Source organism: Photorhabdus sp. S10-54, assembly GCF_963878145.1.
GTDB classification, from domain to species: domain Bacteria; phylum Pseudomonadota; class Gammaproteobacteria; order Enterobacterales; family Enterobacteriaceae; genus Photorhabdus; species Photorhabdus kayaii.
Map to the genome: position 1 here is coordinate 23,643 of NZ_CAWNXG010000033.1, position 16,787 is coordinate 40,429.

18 protein-coding genes and 1 pseudogene are annotated in these 16,787 nt (G+C 41.1%); 13 read left to right on the top strand and 6 right to left on the bottom strand.

The annotated features are described in order from the left end of the window. Nucleotides 1–54: 54 nt before the first annotated feature. Both AACQ83_RS24690 and lysA read right to left on the bottom strand, forming a co-directional pair. Nucleotides 55–255, bottom strand: a pseudogene (locus AACQ83_RS24690) (hypothetical protein); the annotation flags it as partial. Beyond that, entirely contained in the window at nt 164–1,501 is a 1,338-nt protein-coding gene (lysA, locus tag AACQ83_RS16705) for a diaminopimelate decarboxylase (protein ID WP_112878737.1), read from the bottom strand. The gene lysA and the pseudogene AACQ83_RS24690, both read right to left, overlap by 92 nt. Before the next feature lie 124 nt (nt 1,502–1,625). Here lysA and AACQ83_RS16710 point away from each other — a divergent pair, with 124 nt between their 5' ends. Beyond that, on the top strand, nt 1,626–2,561 hold the full coding sequence (locus tag AACQ83_RS16710) for a LysR family transcriptional regulator (protein ID WP_112878738.1): 936 nt from the start codon (nt 1,626–1,628) through the stop codon (nt 2,559–2,561). On the opposite strand, the gene AACQ83_RS16715 is transcribed toward AACQ83_RS16710, so the two are convergent. Next, nucleotides 2,544–3,458, bottom strand: coding sequence for a LysR family transcriptional regulator (locus AACQ83_RS16715; RefSeq protein ID WP_112878739.1), 915 nt, complete (start codon nt 3,456–3,458; stop codon nt 2,544–2,546). The two genes, AACQ83_RS16710 and AACQ83_RS16715, sit on opposite strands and share 18 nt — an antisense overlap. 106 nt (nt 3,459–3,564) lie before the next feature. Here AACQ83_RS16715 and AACQ83_RS16720 point away from each other — a divergent pair, with 106 nt between their 5' ends. Together AACQ83_RS16720 and AACQ83_RS16725 are read left to right on the top strand one after the other, a co-directional pair. Further along, nucleotides 3,565–4,449, top strand: coding sequence for an MBL fold metallo-hydrolase (locus AACQ83_RS16720; RefSeq protein WP_112878740.1), 885 nt, complete (start codon nt 3,565–3,567; stop codon nt 4,447–4,449). Between the two features lie 31 nt (nt 4,450–4,480). Next, on the top strand, nt 4,481–5,122 hold the full coding sequence (locus AACQ83_RS16725; RefSeq protein ID WP_112878741.1) for a DsbA family protein: 642 nt from the start codon (nt 4,481–4,483) through the stop codon (nt 5,120–5,122). A 52-nt stretch (nt 5,123–5,174) separates the two neighbouring features. Here AACQ83_RS16725 and AACQ83_RS16730 read toward each other — a convergent pair whose 3' ends face one another. After that, complete coding sequence (locus AACQ83_RS16730) at nt 5,175–5,831, bottom strand: prepilin peptidase (RefSeq protein ID WP_112878742.1); 657 nt, start codon at nt 5,829–5,831, stop codon at nt 5,175–5,177. Nucleotides 5,832–6,123: 292 nt separating this feature from the next. Between AACQ83_RS16730 and rsmE the strand changes: the two genes are divergently transcribed. From rsmE to ruvX, 4 genes are all read left to right on the top strand, one after another. Next, complete coding sequence (gene rsmE / locus AACQ83_RS16735) at nt 6,124–6,855, top strand: 16S rRNA (uracil(1498)-N(3))-methyltransferase (RefSeq protein ID WP_011145512.1); 732 nt, start codon at nt 6,124–6,126, stop codon at nt 6,853–6,855. A 9-nt stretch (nt 6,856–6,864) separates the two neighbouring features. After that, nucleotides 6,865–7,815 (top strand): glutathione synthase, encoded by a 951-nt coding sequence (gene gshB, locus AACQ83_RS16740; RefSeq protein ID WP_112878743.1) that lies wholly within the window; start codon nt 6,865–6,867, stop codon nt 7,813–7,815. Nucleotides 7,816–7,924: 109 nt separating this feature from the next. Beyond that, on the top strand, nt 7,925–8,488 hold the full coding sequence (locus AACQ83_RS16745; protein ID WP_112878744.1) for a YqgE/AlgH family protein: 564 nt from the start codon (nt 7,925–7,927) through the stop codon (nt 8,486–8,488). After that, nucleotides 8,489–8,908, top strand: a complete 420-nt coding sequence (ruvX, locus tag AACQ83_RS16750) for a Holliday junction resolvase RuvX (RefSeq protein WP_112878745.1) — start codon at nt 8,489–8,491, stop codon at nt 8,906–8,908. Between the two features lie 61 nt (nt 8,909–8,969). On the opposite strand, the gene AACQ83_RS16755 is transcribed toward ruvX, so the two are convergent. Next, nucleotides 8,970–10,007, bottom strand: coding sequence for a type IV pilus twitching motility protein PilT (locus AACQ83_RS16755; protein ID WP_112878746.1), 1,038 nt, complete (start codon nt 10,005–10,007; stop codon nt 8,970–8,972). Between the two features lie 21 nt (nt 10,008–10,028). Here AACQ83_RS16755 and AACQ83_RS16760 point away from each other — a divergent pair, with 21 nt between their 5' ends. The 6 genes from AACQ83_RS16760 to AACQ83_RS16785 all read left to right on the top strand — a co-directional run bounded on the left by AACQ83_RS16760 (nt 10,029) and on the right by AACQ83_RS16785 (nt 15,129). Then, nucleotides 10,029–10,724 carry a YggS family pyridoxal phosphate-dependent enzyme gene (locus AACQ83_RS16760; RefSeq protein WP_112878747.1) on the top strand — a complete coding sequence of 232 codons (696 nt, stop codon included), beginning with the start codon at nt 10,029–10,031 and terminating at the stop codon, nt 10,722–10,724. A gap of 25 nt (nt 10,725–10,749) precedes the next feature. Beyond that, nucleotides 10,750–11,571 carry a pyrroline-5-carboxylate reductase gene (gene proC / locus AACQ83_RS16765; protein WP_112878748.1) on the top strand — a complete coding sequence of 274 codons (822 nt, stop codon included), beginning with the start codon at nt 10,750–10,752 and terminating at the stop codon, nt 11,569–11,571. Between the two features lie 18 nt (nt 11,572–11,589). Continuing rightward, nucleotides 11,590–12,138 (top strand): YggT family protein, encoded by a 549-nt coding sequence (locus tag AACQ83_RS16770; RefSeq protein WP_112878749.1) that lies wholly within the window; start codon nt 11,590–11,592, stop codon nt 12,136–12,138. A 26-nt stretch (nt 12,139–12,164) separates the two neighbouring features. Then, nucleotides 12,165–12,758: an XTP/dITP diphosphatase gene (locus AACQ83_RS16775; protein WP_112878750.1), complete on the top strand. Its 594-nt coding sequence runs from the start codon at nt 12,165–12,167 to the stop codon at nt 12,756–12,758. Continuing rightward, entirely contained in the window at nt 12,751–13,881 is a 1,131-nt protein-coding gene (gene hemW / locus AACQ83_RS16780) for a radical SAM family heme chaperone HemW (protein WP_112878751.1), read from the top strand. Before AACQ83_RS16775 ends, hemW begins: the two co-directional genes overlap by 8 nt. Before the next feature lie 585 nt (nt 13,882–14,466). Then, entirely contained in the window at nt 14,467–15,129 is a 663-nt protein-coding gene (locus AACQ83_RS16785) for a hypothetical protein (protein WP_112878752.1), read from the top strand. Between the two features lie 691 nt (nt 15,130–15,820). Here the strand turns inward: AACQ83_RS16785 and AACQ83_RS16790 are convergent. Then, the gene (locus AACQ83_RS16790) at nt 15,821–16,771 is read right to left on the bottom strand and encodes a siderophore ABC transporter substrate-binding protein (RefSeq protein ID WP_112878753.1); all 951 of its coding nucleotides are present in this window, start codon (nt 16,769–16,771) and stop codon (nt 15,821–15,823) included. Between the last annotated feature and the right edge of the window lie 16 nt (nt 16,772–16,787).

The window sequence follows — 16,787 nt, forward strand, 5'->3', positions numbered from 1 at the left end:
AATTCCCTTCTTAAGCAAACCTCAGGTTATAATTATAAGGCAGTAGATAATCCGTTATTCCGACATACTTGCCGCTTCCCGTATCAGATGCCAAATCATTGTGCCTGTCTCCGCACCTCGAACATCAAAAACAATAGCGCCCTAAGCAAAGAAATATTGATTCTTAGGCTGTCTGTCTGTTCGCCAGAATCCACTGACCAAAGCCGGATGGTCTCCCCTCAAGGGGATGATATGCAAAAGATACCTCTTCCAACGCTAATAACTCTTCAATCGTTTGGCGACGACGAATTAATTGGGGGCTACCATTAACAAACAGCACCTCAGAGATCAGCGGACGGCTATTGTAATTAGAGGACATTGATGCCCCATAAGCACCAGTGTCATGAAAAACTAAATAGTCGCCAACTTGAACAGGCGGCAACGCTCTTGGCGCAATCCCCCCACCTTCAACCTGTGTAAAGATATCACCGGATTCACATAACGGCCCCGCAACTAATGTTTCCCGCAATGGCAATTGCTCAATCTTACGTCCATCAGCAGGCAAGACTGAGATATGGTGATAACTGCCATACATTACTGGACGCATTAAGTCATTAAACCCCGCATCCACCAGAACATAATTACGGCCCCCCATCTGCTTAACCGCCCTAACTTCCGTCATCAGAATGCCCGATTCCGCTACCAAAAAACGCCCCGGTTCGATTTCTAGCTCAACTTTATGACCTAAATGCTGTTCAATCCTTTTACGGGCATCATCCCACAACCCAAAATAATGAGCGACATTGATTTGCTCATCTCCCTGCCGATAAGGAGTCGACAAACCACCACCAGCTGAAATTGCCTGAATATCTTCACCGCAGAGAATAACCTGTTCAACCATCGCATTACACACACTCGCAAGGTGTTGATAATCAACACCAGAGCCAATATGCATATGTAAACCAAGCAATTTCAATCCATAGTGACGTATTTTTTCAATTGCCTGTGGAAGATCCTGATACCAAATACCATGTTTACTGTTTTCCCCGCCCGTATTCGTCTTCTGGCTATGACCATGGCCGAATCCAGGATTGATCCGCAACCACACCGGGTGCCCTTTTTTATATTGACCAATCTGTTCCAACATATCGATAGAACCCGCATTAACCGGAATATCCAATTCAGTTACTCTTTGCAGCGTCGACACATCGATTAAATCAGCAGTGAAAACGATGTCTGCTATTTCTTGTCCTGGACAAAACCCTGCCCGTAAAGCACGCTCAATTTCTCCTAATGAAACGGCATCAACTTTCACACCATATTCACGCATCAGGCGCAAAATGTGAGTATTAGAACAAGCTTTCTGAGCAAACCTGACTACATCGAACTGACATAACAATTTGATTTTTTGAATAATTGCTTCACTATCGTAAACCCATAGTGGAGTACCATATGCTTCTGGCAGACGGCCCAAACTCTCCGGTATCAGATTAGGACAATTATTGCGGGTAAAAGTGCTCATCAGGGTTTCTCTCACAAAGTCGGCAGATAACCCATTATTGGCAGTAAAAAACAGGAATAAAAATATCCATTTCGTTATAGTCTATTCATCTGTGATATAGAATTATCATTTGAAGGAACAATTTATGTCTTCTTGTTCATGGCGCCATATTGAAATCTTCCATGCGGTAATGACGACAAAAAACCTGACAGAAGCGGCTATTTTATTACAAACATCACAACCAACCGTCAGTCGTGAATTAGCACGATTCGAGCACCTAATAAAATTCAAACTATTTGATCGAGTAAAAGGTCGCCTTCATCCAACAGCACAAGGATTGCGCCTTTTTGAAGAAGTTCAGCGCTCCTATTATGGACTCGAAAGAATAATGAATGCAGCTAACAATATACGTAAATTCCAACATGCTCAGCTTTCCATCGCCTGCCTGCCGGTATTTTCTCAATCACTGTTACCAAAAGTTTGCCACCACTTCACCCGTCAATACCCTGATACTAATTTAACCATCATTCCACAGGAATCACCGCTACTGGAAGAGTGGCTTTCAGCTCAACGCCATGATCTGGGTTTGACAGAACATTTGCAGACACCACCAGGTACACAGAGAGAAACACTGATCACACTGAATGAAATTTGCGTATTGCCCGCCGCTCATCCTCTCAGTCATAAGCCGTTATTAACTCCCGAAGATTTCAGCGAACAAAACTTTATCAGCCTTTCGATAACGGATAGCTACCGGCAGCTCATTGATGGAATATTCGCAGAACACCATATTCGCCGCCGCATGATTATGGAAACTCACAGTGCTGCATCGGTATGTGCAATGGTGCGCGAAGGCATTGGTGTTTCTATTGTCAACCCACTGACTGTACTCGATTATCTGGACAGCCACGGTAAATCTGAAATATGCGCTCGCCCATTTAGTATTAACATTCCTTTTACTGTCAGCCTGATAAAACCCATTCACCGCCCTTCTTCTGCCCCAGTCGATACTTTTATTGAACACCTAAAAACACAAATTGCCCTGTTTCCTCAAAAACTAAAGTCAGCTTTTCAGCATTAGTGCTTGCCAGTACGGAGAAGAAGCAAACCATTGAACCAGAAAATCCAGTAATGCCCTCAGCGTTGCTGGCATATTTTGACGGCTGGCATAAATACCATAAATTCCCATAGCCTGAGGCCGATATTCTGGCAACAACTGAGTCAATTTTCCTGACGCCAAATGCGAAGCAACAGAATAATAGGGTTGCATGGCGATTCCCACACCTTGCAATGTTGCTTCCATTAACACCATCGATTCATTAGCACTCAAAGTACCGCTAACAGGAACAGAATATTTTTCCCCTTGACGTTCAAATAACCAAAGACTTTTGCCAAAGAAATTATAAGTCATACAGTTATGCAAGGCTAAATCAGCAGGCTTTTGCGGGAGAATTTTCCCCATCAAATAGGAAGGAGCAGCACAAACCACAGAATGACATGTCGATAACGGTCTGGCGATCAAATTCGGTTCCAGATTATTCGTGATGCGTAACGCTAAATCTATCCGCTCCTCGACCAAATTTATTGCCTTATTGCTCATTTGCATATCAATAGCTATCTGAGGATAAATCCGCATAAACTCAGGAATCGCCACAGACAATGCGCTCACCGCCAGAGATTGAGAACTGCTTATCCGCAAAAGACCACTCAACTCCTGTGCTGCTACTGGGTGATCAACAGGTATCTCTTGCGCCAATTGCAATAATTTACGACTACGCTGATAAGCGATCTCTCCTGCCGATGTCAGGCTGATCTTTCTCGTTGTACGATGTAACAGACGTACTCCCGCCCATTTTTCCATTTCAGCCAGATATCGGGATACCATTGCTCGCGACATATCTAACCGTTCTGATGCAGCAATCATGCTGCCTTGTTCTACAATTATAGTGAACACTTGCGCAGCAGTAACTCTATCCATCAATTAGCTCGATTTATGCAACAAATAATTGCCAATTATGCGGTTTTTTCATCGAAAAACGCAACTTATTATGAACCTCGTTACACACAACATCAGGAATTCAATTATGACTCGCAAAACAACACTAAATATTGCGCTGGCAGGTATCCTTTCCTTAGGTACCATTTCTCTGGCACAAGCCGTTAACCTAAAACTGGATGTTTTCAATCCAGGTGAAAGAAGCGTATTTCCCGTCTCTTCTGAACTCATCATCGGTGATAGAGAAGTTGTACTGATCGATGCTCAGTTCCAAAAAAATGACGCTGAAGCACTGGCCAGAAGAATTAAGTATACCGGCAAAAAACTGACAACCATCTATATCAGTCAGTCTGATCCTGATTTCTATTTTGGCCTTGATGTACTGACCAAAGCGTTCCCTAACGCAAAAGTCATTGCATCACCAGAAACCATTAAAGAAATCAAAAAGACCAAAGATGGCAAACTGGCCTATTGGGGAGGTGTTCTGAAAGAACAGGCACCCAAAAAAGTCATCGTGCCGCAACCGTTGGAAGGTAACACTTTTACAGTTGACGGTGAGAAGTTAATCGTCGAAGGTCTTGATGGCCCTGCGGCTGACCGTACTTTTATTTGGATACCAAAGTTAAAAGCGGTAGTAGGCGGTGTCACTGTTTCAAGCAACATCCATGTCTGGATGGCAGATACACAGACTAAAGAGTCTCGTAAAAACTGGATGCAGACATTAGATCGCATAAAAGAGCTAAAACCGACAATTGTGGTTCCGGGACATTTCATTGGCAACACACCAATGACATTGGAATCAGTCAAGTTTACGCAAAGATATCTGACTACTTTTGAAAAAGAGCTAGCAAAAGCGAAAGACTCAAAAGCGCTAATCGCCGCAATGGAAAAGCATTATCCAAAACTTGGAGACAAATCCAGCCTCGAACTAAGCGCCAAGGTGCTGAAAGGCGAAATGAAGTGGCCCCAATAAGTGAATTAACCCTTTTGCAGGAATAAGTAATATGCCCAGAATGACTCTGCACTATATCTATGATCCACTATGTGGCTGGTGTTATGGCGTTTCTTCTCTAATACAAGCAGCAAAAGAGGTCGCAAATGTAAAAATTGAATTGCATGGCGGCGGAATGCTGATAGGAGATAACAGACGCCAAATAGACAGCACATGGCGTGATTATGTCCTTAGTCAGGATAAACGGATCGCAAGCCTTACTGGGCAAACTTTCAGTGAGCAATATGTCGCACTGTTAAACGATAAATCACTGATTATGGATTCATTACCACCAATATCAGCCATCCTTGCAGCAGAAAAGTTGGCTGATAAAGGTATCGAAATGTTACTGGCAGTACAAAAAGCGCATTATGTTCGTGGATTAAAAATCAGCGAAACTGAAACGTTATTGAATTTGGCAAATGAATTGCAACTTGATTCAGAGCTGTTCCAGCAACAGCTGACACTGAATAATGAATCAGAAAGTCTCCAACACATTAGGAAAAGCCGTGAACTATTGGCAATCGTTAGCGGCTCAGGCTTCCCTACGTTTATTTTAGAAAATAACAGAAATGAGCTATCTATTATTTCTCTTGATAAATACTTGGGACAACCTAAACGTTGGCAAGATGCGCTGATTCACCATCAGTTTTAATCCCACAGTTTTAACTACTGGCGCCCATACATTTTCAGCTATCGGGCGCCATTCACGATACCCCATTGATTCCCAATAAGTGCATATAGATCATTATGACCGCAGAAATGGCTATATATGGACCAAAAGCAACAGACTCTGGGTAATTTTCTCGTATTCTCCACATCCAAAAGTACCCAATAAGACCAAACAGTGAGGATAAGAGCATTAATAAAGGAATTGCACCAATCCCCAACCAGGCACTAACCGCTGCCATTAACTTAAAATCACCATATCCTAACCCTTCTTTATGACAAATTACTCTAAATAACCAATAGAGAGACCACAAAATCAAATAACCAGCAATCGCACCTGTTACAGCTTGTTCAATAGGCACAAAAGTTTGATTCAAATTCAATAATAACCCTAACCATAAAAGTGGATAATTTATTACGTCTGGCAATAACTTAATTTTTATATCAATAAAAGACAATATAATTAACACCCAAACAAATATCAAAACAACATACAAATGAAAATTCAATGGAAAATAAATCATAAAAAAAGCTGTTATAAACAGCGTCATTAATTCAACCTGAAAATAACCAAAATCTATTTTTTTACATCCATAAATAATTTTAATAAATACACATATCACTTTACTCAAGGTTATTCCGGACACTATTCCAACAAGAATAGCTAAAACAACAATTTTAATATTAAAATCCACTTAATAAAACACCTCCAACTTAATTATACAATGAATGTTTTCACCAAGCAGTAAAAAATAATCACTATATTTTGGCATAAAAATATAATAATAAACACCACTACTTTAAAACAACAAAATAAATATAAAACAGTCAAATAAGATATAAATATGCGAGCAGACTCGCAACATTTATTCAGAGATAACAATCTGCATCGAGATAGCTTGATAATTGGATTAAGCCTCCCTTATCATACCCTCCATTATTTATTGCTTTATGTATAGCTATACCCCGCAGGAAGGAAAGAAAAACATGCGTATACCCCGCGTATATCACCCGGAATTACTCTCATCGAATACTGAAATTTATCTGAGTGATGAGGCGGCTAACCATGTTGGGCGGGTACTCAGAATGAGTCATGGCCAACAGTTACAACTGTTTGATGGTAGCAATCAGATCTTCAACGCTCAGATTACCGAAGCTAGCAAAAAATCTGTCAAAGTACATATCAGCAATAGCGAACTCGCCGATAATGAATCACCACTTAATCTCCATCTGGGGCAAGTCATATCCCGCGGTGAGAAAATGGAATTCACCATTCAAAAATCTGTAGAATTAGGGGTAAATGTTATTACGCCTTTAATTTCTGAACGCTGTGGTGTAAAGCTGGATGGAGAACGGCTGGCTAAAAAACTTCAGCAGTGGCAGAAAATTGCTATTGCTGCCTGTGAGCAATGCTGTCGTAACCGTGTACCTGAAATTCGCCCAGTGATGCAACTTGAGCACTGGTGTGCAGAAAATGATGGCAGTTTAAAATTAAATCTACATCCACGAGCCAGCCAAAGCATCAATACCCTGCCTTTACCTGTAGAAAAAGTGCGTTTACTGATCGGCCCGGAAGGTGGATTATCGATAGATGAAATTGCTATGACAGCTAATTACCAATTTACTGATATCCTATTAGGACCACGGGTACTGAGAACAGAAACGACAGCGCTCACCGCAATTACTGCATTACAAGTGCGTTTCGGCGATTTGGGTTAAGGAGAAAGAATGATCAAACTCGGCATAGTGATGGACCCCATTTCATCCATCAACATCAAGAAAGACACCAGTTTTGCCATGCTATTAGAAGTACAACGTCGCGGCTGGGAACTCCATTATATGGAGATGAGTGATCTCTATCTGCACCAAGGGGAAGCCCGCGCACGTACCCGCTTATTGCAGGTAGAAAACCATCCACAACAATGGTATCAATTCGATAGAGAACAAGATCTGGCACTGGAAACATTGGATGTCATCCTGATGCGCAAAGATCCACCATTTGATACCGAATACATTTACGCCACTTATATTTTGGAACGCGCGGAAGAGAAAGGCACTCTCATTGTCAATAAACCACAAAGCCTACGCGATTGTAACGAAAAACTCTTCACAGCCTGGTTCCCTGATTTAACACCAGATACATTAGTGACTCGCAATGCCGCTCACTTACGTGAATTCCACCAGAAACATGGTGATGTCATCTTTAAACCACTAGATGGTATGGGCGGTGCATCGATATTCCGCCTGAAAAAAGATGACCCAAACGTTGGTGTTATTATTGAAACCCTAACGGAACATGGCAATCGCTTCTGCATGGCGCAGAATTTCTTACCGGCCATAAAAGAAGGTGATAAACGAGTATTAATTATCAATGGCGAACCCGTTCCTTATTGCCTGGCTCGTATCCCTGCCCAAGGAGAAACCCGTGGTAATCTTGCTGCGGGTGGCCGTGGTGAAGCTCGCCCGCTTTCAGAAAGTGACTGGGCTATCGCCAGAGCTGTTGCTCCAACTTTGCAAGAAAAAGGGTTAATCTTTGTTGGTTTGGACATCATTGGTGACAAACTGACTGAAATTAATGTCACCAGTCCAACCTGTGCACGCGAGATAGAAGCCGCTTTCCCTGATATTTCAATCATTGGCATGTTAATGAATGCAATTGAAGAACGATTAGAGAAATAAAAAATTCTTTTTACGAATTTGCCTGTCAAGGTTTGTCATTTATACTTTTAGCCCACATACTGTTGGGCTAAATAATCCTTACATAGCCAGGTTAATTACTAGAAAAAAAATGAATCTACAGCACCATTTTCTTATCGCCATGCCTTCATTATCTGATCCCTATTTCAAACGCTCAGTTGTTTACATATGTGAACACAATGAAAATGGGGCAATGGGATTGGTGATAAATAAACCTATTGAGCAAATCTCCGTTCGGAAAGTTTTACAAAAGCTGAAAATATCACCAGAAGATCGGGATGAAAGTATCAATCTAAACAAGCCTGTTATGACTGGTGGCCCACTTGCTGAAGATCATGGTTTTATATTGCACACACCAAAACCAGGTTTCAATTCAAGTATCAAAATTTCCGATGACACAATGATCACCACCTCCAAAGATGTCCTTGAAACCTTGGGTACACCACGCCAACCAAAACAGATATTGGTCACGTTGGGGTATGCCAGTTGGGAAAAGGGTCAACTTGAAAAAGAGATAATGGAGAATAGCTGGTTAACAACAAACGCTGATCCACACATTATTTTCAACTCACCCATTGCGGACCGCTGGCGTGAAGCCGCATCTTTACTCGGAATCAATATCTATAATATTGCCCCACAGGCGGGACATGCATAGATGAATAACCGTACAATAATGGCCTTCGATTTTGGCACCCGCAGCATCGGCGCAGCCATTGGACAAGAAATCACGGGCACCGCCAGAGCATTAACCTCATTTAAAGCCACAGATGGTATCCCCAATTGGGGGCAAATCGAAAAATTACTTAAAGAGTGGCAACCAGATCTGGTTATCGTTGGTCTTCCCCTCAATATGGATGGCACTGAGCAATTAGTTACAATGCAAGCACGTAAATTTGCAAACCGGCTGCATGGCCGGTTTGGTGTACAAGTTCAACTCCAAGATGAACGCCTGACAACGGTTGAAGCCCGTGCTCATCTGTTCGACCAAGGTGGTTATAAAGCCTTAAATAAAAGCAAAGTAGATGCTACTTCCGCTGTTATTATTCTGGAAAGCTGGTTTGAACAGCGCTATTAATAGCAATTAACTAACAGTAACAGCGATCAATTAACAGCAACCGTATAACCGTCATTCGCGGTTAATTGATAGCGTTCTTTTTGATCTTCCTCTCCGTTTGCTCTGCCAGTAATCCCTGTAATTTACGCTGCTGCCAGCCTTGCTCATAGGTTTGCATCCCGCTGGCAGCGCCCGTCTGCATAAGCGTCGTTATTTGATGATTTTTTCCTTCTCGTATCAGATGGCTCACTGCCTGATTAACTACCAATACTTCATATACAGCAACTCGTCCCCCACCTTGGGCAGAGACTAATTGTTGTGCTATCACAGCTTTCAGGCTGCCTGCTAGCTGGCTACGTACCCACCCTTTTTCTTCAGCGGAGAAAATATCCACCAGCCGGTCAATTGCCTGTACAGCACCTCTGGTATGCAAAGTCGACAATACCAAATGCCCAGTCTCTGCCGCGGTTAACGCCAAGCGTATTGTCTCCTTATCCCGCAACTCACCCAACAGCAATACATCAGGATCTTGCCGGAGAGCCCCTTTTAACGCTTCCTGATAACTAGGAGAATTCAATCCAATTTGCCGCTGTTGTATCAGACAATTGCGACTATAGTGGATAAATTCCACGGGATCTTCCAATGTAATAATGTGCTGACAACAGTGGCTATTCAGCATATCCACAATGGCTGTTAACGTTGTCGACTTCCCACTGCCTGTAGCACCGGTTACCAGGATCAATCCACTCTCTTCCCGCAAAACCATTTCACGGATAATTTCAGGCGCTTTTAGCTGTTCTAGAGTTGAACACTGAGAGTGAATTAAACGCAAAACGGCTGACAACCCGGAGTGCTGACGAAAGATATTGCCTCTCAATCGTTGGCCATTTTCTGTTTCCAACGCAAAATCCACATGTCCACTCGTTAATAGCTGTTGTCGCTGATTTTCTGATAAAAACTGCCTACTCCACTCTTCCAGCAATAGATTATTTACAGATGGCAGTTGAGTTTGCGGACAAAGCACTCCATTTATACGTAATACAGGAACTTGCCCAATACAAAGATGCAGATCTGAAGCATTATGCTTTACACTAAGGGCCACTAGCTTATCCATATTCATTTTTTAATCTCCTGAGTCACCATGAACAATATTGAACAAAATTTACAAGATGTCAGGACCCACATAGCCATTGCCGCACAGAAATGCGAACGCGTTCCAGAAGAAATTACCTTGCTTGCAGTCAGTAAAACCAAACCTGTGGAAGATATCGAAAAAGCAATCGCTGCCGGGCAACGCCAGTTTGGTGAAAATTATGTGCAGGAAGGTGTAGAAAAAATTGCTTATTTTGCAAATTGTAATGATTTGATATGGCACTTTATCGGTCCGTTACAGGCTAATAAAAGCCGTTTGGTGGCAGAAAATTTTAACTGGTGCCATACCATTGACCGCTTAAAAATAGCACAACGCCTGAACGAACAACGTCCGGAGGGAATGGAACCGCTGAATATTCTTATTCAAATAAATATCAGTGATGAACGGAGCAAATCAGGTATTCAACTTGATGAACTATCAACGCTGGCAGCCGAAGTGAACAAACTGCCGAATGTGAGGCTCCGTGGTTTAATGGCAATCCCGGCACCAGAACCTGACTATGAACGTCAATTGGTGGTTTTCAGGAAAATGGAACAAGCCTTCCTTAACCTGAAAACGAAATATCCTCAAATAGATACTCTCTCAATGGGGATGACTGATGATATGGCTGCCGCTATTAATTGTGGTTCCACATTAGTACGAATTGGAACAGCCATTTTCGGTGCACGTCAATATCACAATTAACCATTTCAACGCTACGAGGTATTTAATGGAAAAACGTAAAATTACCTTTATTGGTGCAGGTAATATGGCTCACGCCATCATAGCCGGATTAGTAAAAGGAGGATATCCTGCTGAGTTGATTAATGTCTGCGCACCAAGTGATACTCACCGTGATGCACTAGCAAAAGAGTATGGTATTAACAGTGATAGTGACAATATTCGCTACACACAAGAAGCCGACGCTGTTGTTTTGGCAGTAAAACCGCAAGTGATGGCAGATGTCTGCCAGCCTCTAAAAGAAAACGTAGATTTCAGTAACAAACTGGTTCTGTCTATCGCCTCAGGTATTTCCGTTGCACGTTTTGGTGCTTTATTACAAGGCAAACTCAGTATTGTTCGTATCATGCCAAACACGCCGGCATTAATTGGTCAAGGGGTGAGCGGATTATTCGCATCGGAGCAAGTCAGCCAGTCTGACCGTGATTTCACTCAAGCATTAATGAACAGTGTGGGTAAAACCTACTGGGTAAAAGATGAAAATGGCATCAATGACGTTATCGCCGTAGCAGGCAGTGCACCCGCTTATTTCTTCCTATTTATGGAATCAATGCAACAGGAAGCAGAACGTTTAGGTTTTGATAGCCAAACAGCCCGTGAAATTGTTTTGCAAACGGCAATAGGTTCTGCGGCACTGGCCGCATCAAATGTAGATCTCCCTTTTGCAACCCTGCGTGAACAGGTAACATCTAAAGGCGGTACTACTGCGGAAGCATTACGTATTTTTTATGAAGGCAAATTGCCGGAAACCATATCCAACGCTATGCAGGCGGCTATTCGCCGGGCACAGGAAATGGAAAAACAATTTTAATTTTATCAAGGCTGCTAAATGCAATTTTTAACCTTTATTCTGTTCACAGTTCTGGATTTATACATCGCTGTTTTATTACTTCGTGTATGGATGCAATGGGCTCGTTGTGATTTTTATAATCCATTTGCCCAATTTATTGTGAAAATGACCCAACCGATCGTTCGGCCATTACGCCGAGTTATACCGTCTATTGGTTCTCTCGATACTGCCTCCATTGTTGTCGCTTACGTTCTGGTATTGTTTAAATTGATCATGCAACTTTGGTTCAGTACCGGTGCGGTTGCTTTCCTCACACTTTTCATCCCTATCGGGTTAATTGAATTGCTGACAGCAGCAGGTAAACTGGTATTCTGGTTGGTACTGGCACGTGCTCTACTCAGCTGGATAAGCCAAGGGCGCAATCCGATTGACTATGTTCTGATGCAACTAACAGAGCCATTGATGGCACCTATCCGCCGCATTATGCCAACAATGGGCGGCCTTGATTTTTCAGCAATGATCGTCATTTTGATCCTCTACGCACTGAATTATCTCCGTGCTGATGTTCTTTCATGGCTAATACAGTAAATAAGAATTAAATTGGATTCAAAATAATGCAAAAAGTTGTTCTGGCAACCGGTAACCCCGGAAAAGTTCGTGAACTGGCACAATTACTGGCTGATTTTGGTCTGGATATTGTTGCTCAAACTGAGTTAGGCGTAAATTCAGCCGAAGAGACCGGGCTGACATTTATTGAAAATGCCATTCTTAAAGCCCGCCACGCCGCACAAGTTACCGGCCTGCCCGCAATTGCTGATGATTCTGGTCTATCCGTAGACATCCTTGGCGGCGCTCCGGGTATCTATTCAGCCCGCTATGCAGGTGAAAATGCCACTGACCAGCAAAATTTGGAAAAATTGCTGGATACGATGAAAGATATTCCTGACGATCAACGTCAAGCTCAGTTTAACTGTGTGCTGGTCTATATACTCCATGCAGAAGATCCAACGCCTCTGGTATTTCATGGTCGCTGGCCGGGAGTTATCGCACGTCAACCTGCCGGTAATGGTGGGTTTGGTTATGATCCCATCTTCTACATACCAAAATTAGGCTGTACTGCCGCTGAATTAACGGGTGAACAAAAAAATGCCGTTTCGCATCGTGGTCAGGCACTAAAGATGATGTTGGATACACTACGTAATGCTTAAACTTCCACCACTGAGTCTTTACATCCATATTCCATGGTGTGTACAAAAGTGTCCTTACTGTGATTTCAACTCTCATGCATTGAAAGGTGATGTTCCGCATCAGGAATATGTTGACCATTTATTAGCAGATCTGAAAACGGATCTGCCAATGGTCAACGGACGGGAAATTACCACTATCTTTATTGGTGGTGGAACCCCCAGCCTGCTTAGCTCACAGGCAATGCAACAATTGCTGGATGGCGTTCGTGCTCTCCTACCGGTATCGCCACAAGCTGAAATTACGATGGAAGCCAATCCGGGTACTGTGGAAGCCGACCGTTTCAGCGGTTACCAGCAAGCGGGTATTAACCGAATATCCATTGGCGTGCAGAGTTTCAGCCCGGATAAACTAGTACGTCTTGGCCGTATTCACGGGCCGGATGAAGCCAAACGGGCAGCACGTTTAGCCGCCAGTCTGGAGCTACGCAGTTTTAATCTAGATTTGATGCATGGTTTGCCGAACCAAAGTCTTGATGAAGCGCTGAATGATTTACGTCAGGCAATTGCATTATCACCACCGCATCTTTCATGGTATCAGTTGACTATTGAGCCTAATACCAGCTTTGGTTCTCGTCCTCCCGTTCTGCCCGACGATGACGCTTTATGGGATATCTTTTCACAAGGTCACCAATTGCTGACAGCGGCAGGTTATCAGCAATATGAAACTTCTGCTTATGCCAAGCCAGGCTATCAATGCCAGCACAATCTCAACTACTGGCGTTTTGGGGATTACCTTGGTATTGGCTGTGGCGCTCATGGAAAAATCACATTTGAAGATGGCCGTATTCTGCGCACAGTGAAAACCAAACATCCCCGTGGATATATGCAAGGACGCTATCTGGATAAACAGAATCAAGTAGAAAATGAAGATCGGCCATTTGAATTTTTTATGAACCGATTCCGTTTATTGGAAATGATGCCCAAACAAGATTTCAGTGATTTCACTGGGTTACCTGAGGCTTCAATCCGTTTTCAAATTGAGCAAGCCTTAGCAGCAGGTTATCTCTCTGAAACAGCAACACACTGGCAAATTACACAGAAAGGTAAACTATTCCTAAATTCATTATTGGAACTATTTCTTTAACACAAAAATCGCCTTCGAAAAATTCAACTCCACAAAGATTATCTTTGCATAAAATTGATACCTCCATTGGTTTCGTTTCTATTCATAATACATTTCCCCCGCTGAACTTCAGAGGGGGCTCCATTAGACGGTAGTGACTGATTGTCCAGTGTCGGGTTCCTTTCTGAGGAATGATTACACCCCCAAATTTAAATAATATCTAAGTTACAAATTATCCACAGCATTAATATTGAAATAATAATCCACAATTTAATTTTCAATGATAAAACTCAATATATAGAAAAATAAATCAACAAATATAATATAAAAACAATAATATAAAAATTTATTAATCCACCTACCCTAAAAATATATTTATCCATGTGGATAATAGTTAATATCGACCATCAATAAGAGTATTAATTAAAATCAAATAAAACCACTCTCTACACAAAATTAATTTTTAACATATGTGAATTACGACACAATAATATCATTTAAATTATCTCAAATACGACTATATTTAATTTGTGCTTGGTTGTATTTCTATTGATAGCACGAGCCATTAAAAAATCATTTTTAATTTCACTTTGATTGGGGTAAAAAATGAATATTGAAAATAAAGAAATGTTATATACCTTGTCCAAAGAAGACCTCGCCACAGAACTAACTCCGTATTATCAAGATTTTTATGATCAACTTTCCGATCATCAAAAAGAAAATATTAGCTTTGACATGGTTGTAAATGATGCTTACAAGAGATTGCATTTTAATAATTCAGCTCCAACTAACACTGATGGAAGATTAAAATTAATAGAGTACGCAGGTGTATCTCCATGCACTCTTGCAATTGGCTCAGTTGTCGCAGGTGCTTTTAAACTTGCATTTAAATTCATGGGCATACATGAATCCGAAAGAGAATCAGCCACACAGATATTATTGAAAAAATTAGGTCATGATGCTATACATGAGTTATTGACTATAGTTCATGACCTTAAGAATTCGGATTCTATTACTGATAAATCACAGAATACCTGGTCATTAATTTCTTCAGTTAAGGATGATATAGGCATTTCTGGAATAACTAATTGCTTAAAGGAGTCAATGCATTGGTACGACTGGGTTATTACCGGAATAACTGCAATAGCACAATTAACTATATGGTTTGCTACAGGTGGAGCTGCATTTATTGCAGAAATAGCACTGGCTGGTCCTGCTATAGCCAGATTGGTACTTGACTCTGTAGACGCAGTTAATACTTGTTCATAAAGCGTTTATCTGTAATCTCATTTAATTATCAAGGAACTTATTATTTATTATAAGTTCCTTTCAATATAAATATCATTCTCCATATTATAAACTCGAATAAATCAGACATTCAAATATAAAATAAATAATAATTTCACCTTGTAAATTCAATATGTAAATCACTATTAATATTTTAAAATAATTGTTTTTTCACAGAAAGCAAATTATCATCTGGAAAAATATTTAGATCAATTTAGGTTATTTAAAAATGACCAATATAAATAATTTCTCAGCTTACTTACATATGATATAAATATATTTATTAATAACGAAATTAGTTTTCATACTTATATCATGACACATTAATATTATATTTTATGAATAAAAAAAGCATTATTCCGAATAGAAAACTTTTCTATATTTTTAGTTATTAACGCTGGAAATACGCATAATAAGCTAATTATTCATATACCCGTTATCTTTCAAGTTGCCTCTTTGTTGGCTGCACTCACTCACCCCGGTCACATAGTTATCTATGCTCCCAGGGATTCGCTCCCTTGCCGTCGCGATCCACCTTGAAATCCATAAGGTATAGCTCAGACCAAACCTGACAGTTACTAGCATAAAAAACCGATAACTGTCAGACCAAACCTAAAACAATCCATTGTGGAACTTCAATCACTGTTCAAATTCAAAATGGCGCATGACCTGATTAAAGGGCATCAGCCACCGCATTAACTTGTGCTGACAGACTCTCCAAACCACCGCCAGACAAATACCACAGATCAGACTTCAGATAAGTAATTTTGCCATTCTTGTACGCTGAAGTGGATTTCACTTTATCATCTTCAAACTTCGCTTTATCTAGCTTACCAGCACCAATTGCTTCACTGCGGTCAATAATTAAAATCACATCTGGATTGGCTTGAGCAATCATATCAGAAGTCACTACAACGAATTTGTTTTTATCTTCACCAGCAGGAATAGATAATTCTGCTTTCTGCGCCTTAACCACGTCATACACTACGCTCTGGCTGTTCAGCACTAATTTACCTGCGTTATGAAGTAATACTAAAACTTTTGCACCAGAAGATTTAGCTTTATCCTGAGCTTTAGCAATGGTTTTTTCCAGCTCAACAATCTGCTCTTTTACTTCACTCTGTTTACTAAACAACTCACCTAATAACGTTATGTTACTTTCAACTGAAACCAGATAATTTTTGCTATCAATTCCCAAATTAATTGTCGGTGCTATTTTTGACAGCTTTTCATAGAAAGGAGTTTGACGCCCGCTAATAACGATTAAATCAGGTTTAAGTTGCGCCAGTTTTTCCAGATTTGGCTCTTTCATACCCCCCGCATTTTCTACCCCTTTAGGTAAGCTATTACGGAGATATTCAGGCGTATTACCAGTAGGTAATGCAACAACCCTATCTGATAAACCTAATTTAACTAGTGAATCATAAATACCGAAATCAAATAAAACAACTTTCTGAGGATTCTTTTTGACCTCAGTTTCACCGGAAAGGTGCTTAACTATAACCTTATCATCAGCCTGAGCTGTAACAGCATTTGGTGTAACTACAGCAGATTTCTGACTAAATGCGGAATAACTTGCAACAGCAAATAACGATACCAGAACGACAGGGATTATCTTTTTCATATATCGCACTCCAAGA

Coding starts and splice junctions, on each gene's coding strand:
- AACQ83_RS16725 (WP_112878741.1), top strand. CDS start 4,481: ATGCCCAGAATGACTCTGCACTATATCTATGATCCACTATGTGGCTGG.
- hemW (WP_112878751.1), top strand. CDS start 12,751: ATGCTTAAACTTCCACCACTGAGTCTTTACATCCATATTCCATGGTGT.
- rsmE (WP_011145512.1), top strand. CDS start 6,124: ATGCGTATACCCCGCGTATATCACCCGGAATTACTCTCATCGAATACT.
- lysA (WP_112878737.1), bottom strand. CDS start 1,501: ATGAGCACTTTTACCCGCAATAATTGTCCTAATCTGATACCGGAGAGT.
- AACQ83_RS16790 (WP_112878753.1), bottom strand. CDS start 16,771: ATGAAAAAGATAATCCCTGTCGTTCTGGTATCGTTATTTGCTGTTGCA.
- AACQ83_RS16745 (WP_112878744.1), top strand. CDS start 7,925: ATGAATCTACAGCACCATTTTCTTATCGCCATGCCTTCATTATCTGAT.
- AACQ83_RS16760 (WP_112878747.1), top strand. CDS start 10,029: ATGAACAATATTGAACAAAATTTACAAGATGTCAGGACCCACATAGCC.
- AACQ83_RS16755 (WP_112878746.1), bottom strand. CDS start 10,007: ATGAATATGGATAAGCTAGTGGCCCTTAGTGTAAAGCATAATGCTTCA.
- AACQ83_RS16770 (WP_112878749.1), top strand. CDS start 11,590: ATGCAATTTTTAACCTTTATTCTGTTCACAGTTCTGGATTTATACATC.
- AACQ83_RS16775 (WP_112878750.1), top strand. CDS start 12,165: ATGCAAAAAGTTGTTCTGGCAACCGGTAACCCCGGAAAAGTTCGTGAA.
- AACQ83_RS16720 (WP_112878740.1), top strand. CDS start 3,565: ATGACTCGCAAAACAACACTAAATATTGCGCTGGCAGGTATCCTTTCC.
- AACQ83_RS16710 (WP_112878738.1), top strand. CDS start 1,626: ATGTCTTCTTGTTCATGGCGCCATATTGAAATCTTCCATGCGGTAATG.
- AACQ83_RS16715 (WP_112878739.1), bottom strand. CDS start 3,458: ATGGATAGAGTTACTGCTGCGCAAGTGTTCACTATAATTGTAGAACAA.
- proC (WP_112878748.1), top strand. CDS start 10,750: ATGGAAAAACGTAAAATTACCTTTATTGGTGCAGGTAATATGGCTCAC.
- gshB (WP_112878743.1), top strand. CDS start 6,865: ATGATCAAACTCGGCATAGTGATGGACCCCATTTCATCCATCAACATC.
- AACQ83_RS16785 (WP_112878752.1), top strand. CDS start 14,467: ATGAATATTGAAAATAAAGAAATGTTATATACCTTGTCCAAAGAAGAC.
- ruvX (WP_112878745.1), top strand. CDS start 8,489: ATGAATAACCGTACAATAATGGCCTTCGATTTTGGCACCCGCAGCATC.